Here is a 14,733-nt window from a genome sequence, read left to right as displayed (position 1 = left end):
GCGGAATGTTCTGTTTTCCGCACTAAAAGGACGCTCATGACAAGGCGATGAACGCCGGTTCGGGATCATGAGAACCTTGGAGTGATGGGATGAATAAGACAATCCGCGACCTCGTAGCCAAATTCGGCAAACTTCCTACGCCGGTTGACCAGATCGCCGACGACGCCGATCTTTATGCGGCAGGTCTGACGTCCTTTGCCTCGGTGCAGCTGATGCTCGGCATTGAAGAGGCGTTCGACATCGAATTTCCCGACAGTCTGCTGAACCGCAAATCCTTCGCGAGCATCTCGGCCATCGCCAAGACGGTCGATATCATCCAGGATGGTCGGAAGGTCGCCTGATGAACTTCCCCGTCAAGATCATAGAGGACGGTCTTGTCGCAAGGGTCACCCGTGTCGCCGAAGTTGCGGCGAGACATGCGGATGCCGTCGACATCGAAGGCCGCTTCCCCAGGGAAGCCGTGGATGCGATGAAGGCCGAGAGGCTGCTCGGCATTCAGGTGCCGCGCCAGCTCGGCGGTGAATCGGCCTCGATCACCCAAATCGCCGAGTTGTGCTCGATGCTCGGCCAAGCCTGTGCCGCAAGCGCCATGGTCTTCGCCATGCACCATATCAAGCTGTCCAGCCTCGTTGAACACGGCGCCGACAGCGAATGGCATTGCGGCTTCATGCGCGGCATCGCAGCAGAACAACTGCTGATCGCGTCGGCCACCACCGAAGGCGGCATCGGCGGCAACCTGCGCAACAGCATTTGCGCGATCGAGATCGATGGCGATCTCTGCCGTCTCGAAAAGGATGCGACCGTCATTTCCTATGGCTCGCATGCCGACGCCATTCTCATCACTTCGCGCGCCCACGCGCAGGCGGCATCCTCCGATCAAGTGCTGACGGCCTTCCTCAAGGACCAGTACACGCTCGAGAAAACGCATGTCTGGAATACGCTCGGCATGCGTGGCACCTGCTCCGACGGCTTCCTCTTCAAAGGCCAAGCGCCAGCGCGGCAGATCCTGCCGAAGCCATTCGCCGAGATTGCGGCGCAATCCATGCTCGCTTCCTCGCATCTGCTCTGGAGCGGCGTCTGGTACGGCATCGCGGTCGATGCTGTTGCCCGCGCCCAGGCCTTTGTGCGCGCCGCTGCCCGCAAGGCCCCCGATGCACAGCCGCCCGGCGCCCTGCGCCTCGCCGAAGTCTCGAACCTGCTGCAGATGGTGAAATCCAACGTGGTTGCCGGATTGAAGGCTTATGAAGACGCCAAGTCAGATCCGGACCGGCTGTCCTCGATGGGCTTTGCGGTGGCGATGAACAACGTCAAGATCGCCTCGTCCGAGACGATCCTGGAGATTGTCAACCATGCCATGCTGATCTGCGGCATCATGGGCTACAAGAATGGCACGCCCTTCAGCCTCGGTCGGCATCTGCGCGACGCCCATTCCGCACAGCTCATGATCTCGAACGATCGCATTCTCGGCAACACGTCGAGCATGCTTCTCGTCCACAAGCAGGACACTAGCCTACTGGGGTAAAGTCATGGATATGCAGACCTCGTTCCTGGACCGGCTCTTCGAGTCCGGCCTGCTGATCGATACCGGCGTTGATGGTCTCTATGGCCGCAGCGGCCAGTTCGAAGATGTCATCACCGCTTTCGAACGGCTGATCGATGCTTTCGGCGGCGCCGACGGCGCTGAGGCGATGCGTTTCCCGCCCGGCATGAACCGCGCGCTCTTCGAAAAGAGCGGTTACATGAAAAGCTTCCCGCAGCTTGCCGGCACGGTACACAGTTTCTGCGGCAGCGAGCTCGATCATATGAGCCTGCTGCAGTGCATGGAAGTCGGTGAGGACTGGACCGCGGGCCAACAGGCGACCGATATCGTGCTGACGCCGGCCGCCTGCTACCCGCTTTATCCAACGGTCGCCAAGCGCGGCAACCTGCCGAAGACGGGCGGCCTGTTCGATCTGCAATCCTATTGTTTCCGTCACGAGCCGTCCAAGGATCCGGCCCGCCAACAGCTGTTCCGCATGCGCGAATATGTCTGCATGGGAACGGAGCAGCACGTCACCGATTTCCGTCAGAAATGGATGGATCGCGGTGTCGAGATGATGAAGCAACTCGGCCTCGATGTGACCATCGATGTCGCCAACGACCCGTTCTTCGGCCGTGCCGGCAAGATGATGGTCAACAACCAGCGTGACCAGAACCTGAAGTTCGAGCTGCTTATCCCGATTACCTCAGTTGCCAAGCCGACGGCCTGCATGAGCTTCAACTATCACCAGGATTCCTTCGGCCTGAAGTGGGGTCTCAATCTGGAAGACGGCAGCGTCGCGCACACCGCCTGCGTCGGCTTCGGCCTGGAGCGTATCGCGCTCGCCCTCTTCCATCATCACGGGCTCGACGTGAAGGAATGGCCGGCCAGCGTGCGGAAAGCGCTATGGGGCTGATGAACTCGATGGCATCGGTTTTCCCGGGGATCAGACCGGAAAGCTACCGGCAGCACGCGCTGCATTCCGGCGAACGTGCCTGGCCGGAAACCAACTGCTATGTCGATCTCTGGATCGAGGTGCTGGCGACGGCGGGCGTTGCACCTGAGGCGATGCTGGGTTTCACCCTGGCGCAGGATTTCGAGGGCGACCAGTTCACCTTCTTCAAGGTGCCGCTCGAAGATCTCGAAGCGCTCTACGGCATCCGCGCGACCGAGCTTGCGATCTACGACCGTGTCGAACGGCATGTCGAAGTCCAGATCGCGCGCGGTCGTCTGTGCCTGATCGAGATGGATTCCTTCTATATGCCGGATACGCGCGGCACCGCCTACCGGCAGGAGCATGGCAAGACGACGGTTGCGGTCAACCGGCTTGATGTTGCGGCAAAGCGCGTTGAGTATTTCCACAATGCCGGCTATTTCCGCCTCGAAGGCGAGGATTTCGATGGGCTGTTCCAGCAGCATCTGACGGAGAACGACCCACCCTTCCTGCCCTATACGGAATTTGCACGGTTTCCGGAAAAGCCCGCCGATGAAGCGCATCTTCGCGCGACCGCGCGGCGGCTTGCCGGTTTTCACTTCGCAAGGCGCCCCCGCCAAAACCCGATCCGCGCCTTCGCCCGCGTCTTCCCTCAGCAGGTGGAAGCGGTGGCGGAACGGCCGTTCGGCTTCTTCCACAAATATGCCTTCAACACACTCCGTCAGGTGGGCGCCAATTTCGAGCTGTCGGCTGATCACCTGGTCTGGCTCTCTCCCGAATTTACGGCCGCCGCCGAGGATGCCCGGCGCATTTCCGACGCGGCGAAATCCGTGCAGTTCCAGCTTGCCCGCGCTGTCGCCCGCAGGAAGTTCGAGCCGCTGCAGGCGGCACTTGATCCCGCCGCCGATGCATGGGATTCCATGATGGCATCGCTTGCGGAGCGAATCTGAGGCCGGAGATCAGACAATGCGGGGGCGTTTGGCAAGCATCGGAGCCCGGGAAAGCGTGCTTTCCGAAGGCTGGAATCTGATCCTGACGGAGCCGGGTGCCTGCGCCGTACCACACGATATTCCTCTTTCCGCGCAGTTCATCCCTGCGCCCGTTCCCGGCACGGTTGCGGCAGCGCTTGAAAAAGCCGGGCTCTTCGATCGCGAAAATCCCGAACCGTTGAATACGAAAGACGCCTGGTATCTCTGCCGGCTTTTCGATGCCGAGCCCGGCGAAGCCATCCTGCGTTTCGGCGGGCTGGCCACGATCTGCAATGTCTTCCTCAACGGTCAGGAAATCCTATTTTCCGAAAGCATGTTCACGGCGCATGAGCTCCCGGTGACGCTTTCGGGCGGCGACGAGCTGGCGCTCTGCTTCCGGGCGCTCGGCCCCCGGTTGTCCGAGCCCGGTTCGCGGGCGCGCTGGCGGCCGCAGATGATCACGCCGGCGGGCCTGAAGAATTTCCGCACTACTCTGCTCGGCCATATGCCGGGCTGGTGCCCCGATATTCATGCCGTCGGGCCATGGCGGGCGATTTCATTGGTGCAACGCGATTCCATATCGATCGACAATGTCTGCATCCGCTCGGTCCTGGAGGAGAGCGGCGCCGGCCGGCTGAGCGTTTCTCTGCATAACAATGCCGAAAATCCGGCAATGCTGCTGCGCTGTGGCGGCATGGAACAGCCTTTCGAGAAGATCGGTGAAAATCATTACTCGGCTATCCTCAAGCTGTCCGACATCGAACCCTGGTGGCCGCATACACATGGCACTCCGCGCCTCTATGATCTGACGCTGGTTTCCGACGGCGAGGAATATTCGCTCGGCAGCACCGGCTTCCGGCGCATCGACGTCGACCGCGGTGCGGATGGCGAAGACTTCGCGCTCCTCGTCAACGGCGAGCGCGTGTTCTGCCGCGGTGCGGTCTGGACGACCGCCGATATTGCGCGGCTGCCGGGCGGGAGGGCGGATTATGAACCATTCCTGCGGCTTGCCTGGCAAGCCGGCATGAACATGATCCGCATCGGCGGCACCATGGCTTACGAGACGCCTGATTTCTTTGCGCTCTGCGACGAGCTCGGCCTGCTCGTGTGGCAGGATTTCATGTTCGCCAATTTCGACTATCCGCGCAACGACAAGGCTTTTCTCGGCCATGTGCATGCCGAGGTCGAAGAATTCCTGTACGGCGTCCAGGCGTCGCCTTCCCTTGCCGTTCTCTGCGGCGGCAGCGAGATCCATCAGCAGGCGGCGATGCTCGGCCTGCCCAGGGAATTTTGGAGTGGACCGGTGACCGACGAAATCATCCCGGCCATCGCCGCGCGCATGCGTCCCGACGTGCCCTATGTGGCGAATTCGCCCTATGGCGGAGCGATGCCCTTTTCGTCCAATTCCGGCATTGCGCATTATTACGGGGTCGGCGCCTATATGCGGCCGATTGCCGATGCCCGCCGCGCCGATGTGCGCTTTGCCTCCGAAAGCCTCGCCTTTGCGCATGTGCCGCAGCAAAGGACGCTTCAGCGCCATCTCGATGTGCCCGCCGTCCACAGCCCGCTGTGGAAGGCGCGGGTGCCCCGCGATCGCAGCGCATCCTGGGATTTCGAGGATGTTCGCGACTATTATTTGAAGCTTCTTTACGATTTCGACCCGGCCCGGCTGCGCCGCGAAGATCAGGAACGCTATCTCGATCTTTCCCGCGCCGTGACCGGCGAGGTGATCGAAGAGACCTTCGCCGAATGGCGGCGCAAGGGCTCCGGCTGCAACGGAGCACTCGTCTGGACGCTGCAGGATCTGCTGCCCGGCCCCGGCTGGGGCGTGATCGATTCCACCGGCGAACCGAAACCTGTCTGGTATGCGATGCGCCGTGCCTTCCGGCCTGTTCAGGCAGTCTTCACCGACGAGGGAACCAACGGTCTCGACGTGCATGCCATCAACGAGACGGACAACGATCTCGATCTGGAACTCGAGGTCGTGTGCCTGCGCGATGGGAAACAGCAGATCGTCAGTGGCAACTTGGCTTTCAAGCTGGCGGCAAGAAGCGTGGAACGCTTTGCCTCGACCGCGCTGTTCGGCGCCTTCTTCGATACGACCTATGCCTTCCGTTTCGGCCCGCCGGCCCATGATGCAAGTGTGGCGCGCCTGCGCTCCCTCGCCGATGGGGCCGTTCTCGCGGAAAACTTCCATTTCCCCTGCGGACGCGGAAAGGCACTGCACGACGCCAACATCGAGGCGTCACTCGGCAGAGACGGCGACGACAGCTGGGTCATCGATCTCAGGACCGACCGGCTGGCGCAATCGGTGCATATCGACGTCGAGGGCTACAGGGCCGACGACGACTGGTTCCACCTTGCTCCCGGCCCGGTGCGGCGCTTGAAGCTCTCCGCGCTGCCGGGCACTGAGAGCGATGTTCCGCCGACGGGCGAAATCAGAAATCTTGGCACTTCGCGTCGCATCGGGCTCGCGGGCTGAGGCTCGCAGGGAACAATGCAAACTCACTGGAAAGATCGTGATTTGAGAACGGCATACCGCTATCTACGCGCCCATGTCCTGCAACGGCTGATCCCGCGGTCGCGTCTCGCCTTCAACCCGCGCAAGCCGGTCGAAATCGTCGGCTATCTCTCGATGCCGGTCGGTGTCGGTGAATCGGCGAGGCTCTGTGCCGGGGCGCTTTCCCAAGCGGGAAGGGCAATCTCGCTCTCAGATGTCAGCACGCATCCGGATGAAAAATCCTTTGCCGGCTGGGTGTCGTCGCACCTTCCCGCCGAACCGCCGGGAAGCCGTATCTGGCATCTCAACCCGCCGATGCTCCCGCGCGCCATTCTGAAGATGGGTGTCGCCAATTTCACCCGCGCCTTCAACATCGGCTATTTCGCCTGGGAGCTTGAAGTCGTGCCGGCAGAGTGGCGCAATGGGTTGCGTTACATGAATGCCCTCTTCGTGCCATCGGAATTCACCAGGCGGGCGATCGCACCACTGACGGCAGCGCCTGTCATCGTGGTACCGCATCCCGTCACCGAAAAGCCGGCGAGCGAAGGCATGCGTGAGAAATTCGGCATCGACAAGGAGGCCTTTCTCGTCAGCTTCATTTTCAGCGCCGGCTCTTCGATCAACCGGAAGAACCCCCAGGCGGTGATAGAAGCCTTCAGACTGTTCAGCGCCGAATGCCCGAGCGCCTTTCTGCTGATGAAGGCGAGCGGCGATATTGGCAAGGATCAGAGCTTGCGCGAACTGATTGCTTCGGTCGCCGGCAATAGCCGTATCCGGATCATAAGCGACAAGCTCTCGAACACTGATATCAACGGCCTCATCCGCTCTTCCGATGCCTATCTTTCGCTGCATCGCTCTGAAGGTTTCGGGCTGACGGTTGCCGAGGCGATCATGCAGGATACGCCTGTCGTTTCCACCGCCTGGTCGGGCACGGAAGATTTCTGCGATCCCGACAATACCTGGCTGGTCGACGCTCCCCTCGTCCCCGTCGTCGATACCCATCCCGAATTTGCCGGGCTCGAAAGTGCGGTCTGGGCGGATCCCCCTCCTGAAATCGCGGCCGCGCATCTCGGCGATATCTTTCGTGCGCCCGAGCGTGCACGAGAGAAGGCCGGGAAAGCTCGGGAGTTCCTGCTGCGCTACCTCGCGGAGAACAGTTATGAGAAGGCGCTCCAGAAGCTGGCGGCGATGCAGGCCAGCTAAGGTGAGGCGCCACTCCGCTTTATTTTAATGTTTTCGCATTAGTGATGACGGGTATGCGGCTGCAAAGCATGTTGCGCAAAAGTGTGCAGCGGTTTTGCGATAATGACATGCGTAAAAACAAAAACCTAAAGCGCGAGGAGCGAATCTGAAAGATCGCGGTGCGCTTTAGGCTGATCCTCGCGGATGGACAGATGTCGAAGGGTATTATCGCAAATTCGGTGATGAATGCGGCGGCAGGCATGCTGCTGCTGCTGACGGGCTTCGTCTCCTCGATCATCACCGCGCGCCTGCTCGGGCCGGAGGCCAACGGCATCGTCGCCTTCTCGCTGTGGCTGGTGATGACGGGCGCCTCTATCGCCGAGCTCGGCTCCAGCATCACGCTGCTGAAGACCCTGCCGCAGCTTTCGGCGGAGGGCTATGACGCGGGACGCCGGAGAGGCTTTGCCGCCATCCTCGTCAGCTTCATGATGTTTTCGACGGTGCTGCTGCTGGCGCTCTACGCCCTGTTCTTCCTGACCTCCGAGGAGATGCACTGGGCGAAAACCGCGCCTTCCGTCGCGCTCGTCACCGGCGCGCTGTTCTTCGTCCAGGCGATCGGATCTTTCGTCAAATTCTACCTGATCGGCGAAAAGAAGCTCGGCAGCTTCTTCAAGCTGACCGTCGGCGTCTCGATAATCCAGCTCGCTGGGGTCGCCACCGGCGCCGTTCTCTATGGCGTCGAGGGCGTTCTCGTCGGTTATGCGCTCGGCCAGCTCGTGCTGTTTTTCGCCACACTGCCGATCCTTCTGGCGCGGCGCGACTGGTGCGGAGTTTCACTCAAGTACCTCGCCTCCTCCTCCATCATCCTCTCGATCCAGTTCATCATCGATTCCATCTTTCTCAACCGTCTCGAACTGCTCTTCCTGCAGCAGTTCTGGTCGGTGGAAATGGTCGGCTATTATGCGGTCGGCCTGTCGATCGCCAATATCGCGCTGCAGCTGCCGATCCAGATGACCGGCAGCCTGCTGCCCTATTATTCCGAACGGCGGCACAGCAGCGACGATTCGACCTTGCCGGTCGAGGTCTTCGCCGCCGTCACCCGCAGCATGGCCTATATCGTGCTGCCGATGAGCCTCGGGCTGGCCGCGATCTCCAGCGAACTGGTGCTCGTCGTGTTCGGGGAAGCCTTCCGCCGCAGCGGCACGGTGGTCGCGCTGCTCGCGCTCGTCGCTCCCGCCTACACATTCATGCAGATCCTCAGCCTCTATCTGCTGTCGATGGACAAGGCCCGCTCCCGCCTCAACATCAGTGTGATAGGTGGCCTCCTCATGGTAGCGGGTTGTTTACTGATCATACCTAGGCTTGCCGCCGAGGGGGCCGCAATCGTACGCATTCTCGTGTTCGTTGCGATGTCGGTGATGATGATCAGACAGACAGGATTCGGGTCCCAGCTTTCGGGTCTCTACGCAAGCCTGACGAAGGTGACGCTCGCCTCCGTCTTGTGCGCCTGCGCGGCGATTTCAGTGCTGGAATTCGTCCATGGCCCGATCGGTCTTATCTTCGCGATAATCGCCGGCACGCTTGCGCATTTCGCCGCACTCCGAGTGCTGCGCGCCGTGCCCGTCGAGGATGTCGAGGTCATGCGTTCCATTGTCGAAAAAATGCCGTCGGCACTGCGGCGGCCGGTCAGCCGCCTAATCGACTTCATTGCACCGGGGCGCCCCGGCGATCCCGACCGCGCCAAAGTCGCGCCCGGCGAACTGTCGCTCGAACCGGCCGAAGGTGCCGGACGCAGCGCCGCCCTGCCCGTCGTCTTCGATAGCACGATTGGGCTGTTCATGCCGGAAAACCCTGAAGCCGGGAAACGCTCGGCTGCGGTGCTCTTCGTCAGCCCCTGGGGCTTCGAGGAAATGTGCAGCCGCAAGTTCTTCCGCGTTGCGGCCGAACATTTCTCCGATATAGGCGTGCCCAGTCTGCGTTTCGATTATCGCGGCACCGGCGATGCGCTCGATTTCGGTGCGCTGCCGGCAAGGCTGGAAACCTGGGAAAACTCGATCCGCGCGGCGGCCGCCACGCTGAAATCGCTTACCGGCTGCGACCGCATCATCCTGATCGGCCAAGGTCTCGGCGCGACCCTTGCCCAGCGGATCGGCTCCTCGATCGAGGGCGTCGACAGCCTCGTCATGCTGGCGCCGGTGCTGAGCGGCCGCGCCTATTTGCGTGAGCTCAACATGTGGTCGAAGATCATCGACGCCGATCTCGGCCTCGGCCATGAGCATGTGCAGGCCGCAAAGGTGCAGATCGCCGGGCTTGTCATGCCGGAAGAGATCGCCGCCGAGCTCGGCAAGCTCAACATCGCCGCGCCGCAGGGCCTGGCGGCGTCGCGCTACCTGATCCTCGAACGCCCCGTCAGGGCCGAGGATACCGGCTTTGCCGATGCGCTGCAGGCGCTTGGCGCCAATGTCGACCAGAAAGTGTTCGACGGCTATGACGAGCTCGTCACCAATCCGCTCTTCGCCAAGACACCCTTGGCTGTGGTCGAGCTTTTGACGGCTTGGCTGAAGACGGCGACCGCGGAGACATCCGTAGCTCATTCGCCGGCAGCGATCGAAACCACCCCGCTTGCCGGCGAAGGTTTCGTGGAGACGCCGGTGCGTTTCGGAAGTCACGATCACCTGGTCGGCGTCGTCAGCCGGCCGCTCGGCGAGATCAAGGGCAATGCCGTGCTCTTCCTGTCAACCGCTTATGACCGCCATGCCGGCTGGGGGCGGACGACGGTGGACATGGCGCGCGAACTCGCGCGGCACGGTGTCGTTTCGCTGCGATTCGATTCAGCCAATGTCGGCGACAGTCCGCCGCGGCCGGATGCGCCGGAGCAGGTGCTATATTCGATGACGCAGACCGATGATGCGATCGCCGCGCTCGATCTGCTCGAACGCGTCGTTGCCGGCCCCGTCATGGTCGCTGGCCGCTGCAGCGGCGGCTATGTCGCCTTCCGCGCCGGCGTCGCCGACGAGCGGCTGAAGGCGGTCGTCTCGATCAATCCCTTCGTCTATTACTGGGATCCGAAGGTGCCCGTGCGCCGCGAGCATGTCGTCTCCGTTCCCCGCAGCCTCGACGATTACGGCCAGCGCCTGGCGCGGCTCGACACGTTGAAGCGACTGCTGCGCGGTCAGGTGGACGTGGTGTCGGCGCTGCGCAATATCGTCATCGCCGGCGGCCGGCGAGTGTCGCCCTTCGTCGCGCCGCTGCTCGAACTGCTTCCTGACCGGCGCCACATCGCCCGCGAGGTCCGGCAGTCCTTCGCGCTGTTCGGAAGGCGCAAGGTGCCGCTGACGCTGATCTACAGCGAAGGCGACGTCGGCCTCGATCATGTCTATTTCCATTTCGGCCCGCGCGGCGCCAGGCTCTCCCGCTATCCCAACGTGCGGCTGCTGATGCTGCCGGATGCCGACCACAATCTGACGCCGCCGCAATCGCGCAAATTCGTTCTCGACGAGATCATTCGTCTCGCAAGAGCGTAAGCGGATCTTAGTTAGAGGCTTTCCGAGGCGGCGATATCAAGCGATCTGTAGAGATCGATGTAACGCCCGGCGACGATATCCCAGGAATAGCCACGCGCAGTCTCGAGGAGCTCCGAGCGAAGGGCGTGCGGTCGGCACGCAAGGTCGGCATAAGCCGATTCCATCGTCGTCGCGGCAGTCTCCGGAATGGTGAAATCGGCAAGCATGATGACGGGATGCCGCTCGGCGAGTGTTTGAAAGGCGTCGTTGGCGTTCAGCACCGGCAGCAGGCCGGCACTCATCGCCTCCAGCGCGACCAGGCCGAAACCTTCATATTCCGAAGCGGAGGCGAAGAGCGAAGCCGCAGCGATGATCCGGCGGATGGTATCGTTGTCTGGCGACACATGCAGGGTGACGCGGCCGGTCAGGTCCCGGCTTTCGATTTCGCCTTCGATATCCACCCGGTTCAGGTCGGATTCGGCCCCGACGACGTCGAGATGCCATTCCGGATCGCGGCTCTTCAGAACGGCCATCGCGTCGAGCAGATGGTCCAGCCGCTTGTTCACCGAATATCGGCCGATGGTGACGATGCGGCGCCTTGCCCGGCGTGAGGCGGCGTCGGCGAACTTGCCGATATCGGCGCCGTTCTCGATCAGCACGCTGTTCGGCACGATTTCGGAAAACTGTCGGAGATCGGAGGCGCTGCAGCAGACGACGCGGCGATAGGCTCTCGCGGAGGCGCGGGTCAGCGTGCGGAACCATATCTTCTTGATCGCCGCGTATTTGCGGGTGTGGAAGAACCCGCCATGGGTGGTGACGATTATCGGTTTCCCGTGCAGCATCCGGCCCCAGGCGAGCGCATCGAAGAAGAAGTCGATGGCATGGACGTGCACGAGATCGGCGTCGCCGAGATGACGAAAAACCTGCGGCGCCAGCGGATAACGGCTGCTGCCCGACCACGGGATGCGCACCACCTCGATGCCGTCGATATTCTCGCAAGCCGGCAGCTTATCTTCAGGCGCGGTGAACAGCGAGTTCAGCGTGACGACGCGGACACGATAGCCACGCCGGAGGGTCTGGCGGCTGAGATTGGCGACGACGTCTTCCAGGCCGCCGCGATTGGGCAGGAACTGGCGCACGACATGGACGATCAGCGGCGCCGTTTGCGGCTGCGGATTCTCACGCCCCCTATCTGCCTCGACGATCGCCATTTTCCACCTATCGATGCGCATGCCAAACGCGTGTTGGCGCGGATTTATAGCAACGACCTGATATCTCAGGCGTTAAGGCGTGGTTTCAGCGACGTCCGGGGGAAGCGATTCTTCGCGAAAAGGGTTAACCGTGTCTGACGAGAATTCAGAAGGCTTTGAAGGTGAGGGTCGTCAGCGACCGGACGATGCCAGGAATATTGGCGATATTGTCGTTGATGAACTTGCCGATATCCTGACCTTCCTCGATATAGACCTTCAACAGCAGGTCGTAATCGCCGCTTGTGGAATAGAGCTCCGAGACCAGCTCGGTCTGGTAGATGGCATCGGCGACGTCATAGGTCTTGCCGGGGGCGCACTGGAGCTGGACGAAGATCGGCTTCATGGAAATTTCCTGCAAAGTTGTTTGGCCGCATAATGGTCGAAAGCGCCATGCCGATGCAAGCCGTTCCTCACACGGTCCCTTCGGCCGCCGCTTCCGCGACGATCCAGTCGCGAAAGGCGGCAAGCGGCGCATAATCGGCGCGCTCGCTGGGACAGGCGAGATAATAGCGCTCTCGGCTCTCCATCTCCCGGTCGACGGCGGCGACGAGATCGCCGCGCCTGAGTTCTTCCTGCATCAGGAATGTCGGCAACAGGGCGACACCGAGGCCGGCGATCGCCGCTTGCGCTGCGGTGGCGAACTGGTCGAAGAGCATGCCGTGCACGCTTTCGAAGGAAACATCATTGCCGGCGAACCATTGTTCCCAGGCATCGGGGCGCGTCGTCAGATGCAGAAGCGGAACGGCAAGCAGATCCTCTGGCCGCGAAATCCTGTGCTGTTTCAGAAAATCGGGACTGCAGGCCGGCACCGTGCGCTCCGACATGAGCAAGGTCAGTTCTGCGCCGGGCCAGTGCGGGTGACCGAAGTGGATCGCGGCGTCGATCGAATCGAGGCGGAAGTCGAAGGGCGAAAGCCGGGTCGCCAGATTGATGGTCACGCCGGGATTTGCGCCGAGAAAGCGCCCCAGGCGCGGCGCCAGCCAGCGCGTGCCGAAGGTCGGCAGGATGGCGAGATTGAGCGTGCCGCCATGCGGATTGGCGCGCAGGTTCAGCGAGGCGCTCGAGATGCGTCGCAGCGCCTCGCGTATCTCGCGGGCATAACCGTCGCCGGCCAGCGTCAGCCGCATGGTTTTGCGTTCGCGCAGGAAAAGCTCGACGCCGAGCTGCTCCTCCAGTGCGCTGACCTGACGGCTGACGGCGCTCTGCGTCAGATCGAGTTCGCGCGCCGCCGCCGTCACGCTGCCTGTGCGGGCGACCGCCTCGAAGGCGGCGAGATGTGAAATCGATGGCAGAAAACGTCTTGAAGCGAGCATGATCATTCCGTTTCAGAATGAGCTATTTCCGAAATGTCGATATTTTCGGGATTCCCGCGATTGTAAAGAGCTTCATCCTGCAAAAACGGAATGAGCCGGAGTTTTCCAAGATGCCGCAAGCCTTCGTTTCCACAGACCATATCCGTTCGCTTTTCACTGAGGCGATGTCGCAGATGTACCGGACGGAGGTGCCGCAATACGGCACCCTGATCGAACTGGTGGCGGATGTGAATGCCGCCTGCCTCGAAAAGGATTCCGCTCTGCGCGAACGCCTCGCCTGCGCCGGCGAATTGGAGCGCATCGATATCGAGCGCCACGGCGCTATCCGGCTCGGAACGCCGGAAGAGCTTTTCACTATCCGCCGGCTATTTGCCGTCATGGGCATGCAGGCGGTCGGTTATTACGATCTTTCGGTGGCCGGCGTGCCGGTTCACTCCACTTGCTTCCGGCCGATCGACGAGGCGGCGCTCAACACCAATCCCTTCCGCGTCTTCACCTCGCTGCTGCGCCTGGAACTGATCGAGGACGAAGGCCTGCGTGGCGAAGCCGAGGCCATTCTGGCCAAGCGACGCATCTATACGCCGCGCGCCGTCGCGCTGATCGAGCGTCACGAGCAGAATGGCGGCCTGACCGAGGCGGAAGCGAGCGAATTCGTCGCCGAGGCGCTTGAAACCTTCCGCTGGCACGGCGAAGCCACCGTCAGCGCCGAAACCTACAAGCGCCTGCATGATGCGCATCGGCTGATCGCCGACGTCGTCAGCTTCAAGGGCCCGCACATCAACCACTTGACGCCGCGCACCCTCGATATCGATGCGGTGCAGGCCCGCATGCCGGAACGCGGCATCACTCCGAAGGCAGTCATCGAAGGGCCGCCGCGCCGGCAGTGCGATATCCTGCTGCGGCAGACGAGCTTCAAGGCGCTGGAGGAGGCGATCGTCTTCTCGGGTGACGAGGGTGCGGTCCAGGGCACGCATACCGCCCGCTTCGGCGAGATCGAACAGCGCGGCGTGGCGTTGACGGCCAAGGGCCGGGCGCTCTACGACCGACTGCTTGCCTCGGTTCGCGGCGAAGTGCAGGTCGGCGCCGGCGGCGCCAAAGCCGGCGCCTATGATCAGGAACTGGCTGAGCGCTTCAAGGCGCTGCCGGACAGCTGGGATGAGCTGCGCAGCCAGGATCTCGCCTTCTTTCGTTATTCCGCCACGCCCGCGGGCATTGCCGCCGCGATCGCCGGGACCTTGCCGCGCGATCCCGAAGCGCTCCTCGCCAAGGGCTATCTCGCTTTCGCGCCGATCGTCTATGAAGACTTCCTGCCCGTCAGCGCGGCCGGCATCTTCCAGTCGAATCTCGGCACCGATCAGCAGCAGAATTATGCGACACGATCGAACCGCGACGCCTTCGAGACCGCACTCGGAGCGACCGTTCAGGACGAGCTGGCGCTTTACGCGGAACGGCAGGCCGCATCGCTGGATGCCGCGATGAAGGCGCTCGGGCTCGCGGATCTGCAGCTGAGGACCGTTGCGTGAAATCGCCGCTTCAACACCTGTTCTTATGCGCTAGAGTACAC

The 14,733-nt window shown here is 62.1% G+C and carries 11 protein-coding genes; 8 read left to right on the top strand and 3 right to left on the bottom strand.

Annotation, left to right across the window (positions count from 1 at the left end; genetic code table 11):
• Window positions 1–89: 89 nt before the first annotated feature.
• From ACQ7C1_RS23810 to ACQ7C1_RS23780, 7 genes are all read left to right on the top strand, one after another.
• Entirely contained in the window at window positions 90–341 is a 252-nt protein-coding gene (locus tag ACQ7C1_RS23810; RefSeq protein ID WP_430960024.1) for an acyl carrier protein, read from the top strand.
• Window positions 341–1,522, top strand: coding sequence for an acyl-CoA dehydrogenase family protein (locus tag ACQ7C1_RS23805; protein WP_430960023.1), 1,182 nt, complete (start codon window positions 341–343; stop codon window positions 1,520–1,522). Before ACQ7C1_RS23810 ends, ACQ7C1_RS23805 begins: the two co-directional genes overlap by 1 nt.
• 4 nt (window positions 1,523–1,526) lie before the next feature.
• A complete protein-coding gene (locus ACQ7C1_RS23800; RefSeq protein ID WP_430960022.1) occupies window positions 1,527–2,435 on the top strand; it encodes an amino acid--[acyl-carrier-protein] ligase in 909 nt (302 codons plus the stop codon).
• Entirely contained in the window at window positions 2,426–3,403 is a 978-nt protein-coding gene (locus tag ACQ7C1_RS23795) for a DUF1839 family protein (RefSeq protein ID WP_430960021.1), read from the top strand. The genes ACQ7C1_RS23800 and ACQ7C1_RS23795 overlap by 10 nt, the downstream gene beginning before the upstream one ends.
• 16 nt (window positions 3,404–3,419) lie before the next feature.
• The gene (locus ACQ7C1_RS23790; protein WP_430960020.1) at window positions 3,420–5,903 is read left to right on the top strand and encodes a glycosyl hydrolase 2 galactose-binding domain-containing protein; all 2,484 of its coding nucleotides are present in this window, start codon (window positions 3,420–3,422) and stop codon (window positions 5,901–5,903) included.
• 42 nt (window positions 5,904–5,945) lie between these two features.
• Window positions 5,946–7,124, top strand: coding sequence for a glycosyltransferase family 4 protein (locus ACQ7C1_RS23785; RefSeq protein ID WP_430960019.1), 1,179 nt, complete (start codon window positions 5,946–5,948; stop codon window positions 7,122–7,124).
• 191 nt (window positions 7,125–7,315) lie between these two features.
• The gene (locus tag ACQ7C1_RS23780) at window positions 7,316–10,627 is read left to right on the top strand and encodes an oligosaccharide flippase family protein (RefSeq protein ID WP_430960018.1); all 3,312 of its coding nucleotides are present in this window, start codon (window positions 7,316–7,318) and stop codon (window positions 10,625–10,627) included.
• Window positions 10,628–10,638: 11 nt separating this feature from the next.
• Here ACQ7C1_RS23780 and ACQ7C1_RS23775 read toward each other — a convergent pair whose 3' ends face one another.
• The 3 genes from ACQ7C1_RS23775 to ACQ7C1_RS23765 form a co-directional block, all read right to left on the bottom strand.
• Window positions 10,639–11,817: a glycosyltransferase family 4 protein gene (locus tag ACQ7C1_RS23775; protein WP_430960069.1), complete on the bottom strand. Its 1,179-nt coding sequence runs from the start codon at window positions 11,815–11,817 to the stop codon at window positions 10,639–10,641.
• Window positions 11,818–11,962: 145 nt separating this feature from the next.
• On the bottom strand, window positions 11,963–12,199 hold the full coding sequence (locus ACQ7C1_RS23770; RefSeq protein ID WP_003543721.1) for an Lrp/AsnC ligand binding domain-containing protein: 237 nt from the start codon (window positions 12,197–12,199) through the stop codon (window positions 11,963–11,965).
• A gap of 67 nt (window positions 12,200–12,266) precedes the next feature.
• Window positions 12,267–13,175, bottom strand: coding sequence for a LysR family transcriptional regulator (locus ACQ7C1_RS23765; RefSeq protein ID WP_430960017.1), 909 nt, complete (start codon window positions 13,173–13,175; stop codon window positions 12,267–12,269).
• Window positions 13,176–13,279: 104 nt separating this feature from the next.
• Here ACQ7C1_RS23765 and hglS point away from each other — a divergent pair, with 104 nt between their 5' ends.
• Window positions 13,280–14,692: a 2-oxoadipate dioxygenase/decarboxylase HglS gene (gene hglS, locus ACQ7C1_RS23760; protein WP_430960016.1), complete on the top strand. Its 1,413-nt coding sequence runs from the start codon at window positions 13,280–13,282 to the stop codon at window positions 14,690–14,692.
• The last annotated feature ends 41 nt before the right edge of the window (window positions 14,693–14,733 follow it).

The organism is Rhizobium sp. Nf11,1 (assembly GCF_050587665.1).
GTDB lineage: Bacteria > Pseudomonadota > Alphaproteobacteria > Rhizobiales > Rhizobiaceae > Rhizobium.
This window is presented reverse-complemented; position numbering and strand designations above follow the sequence as displayed.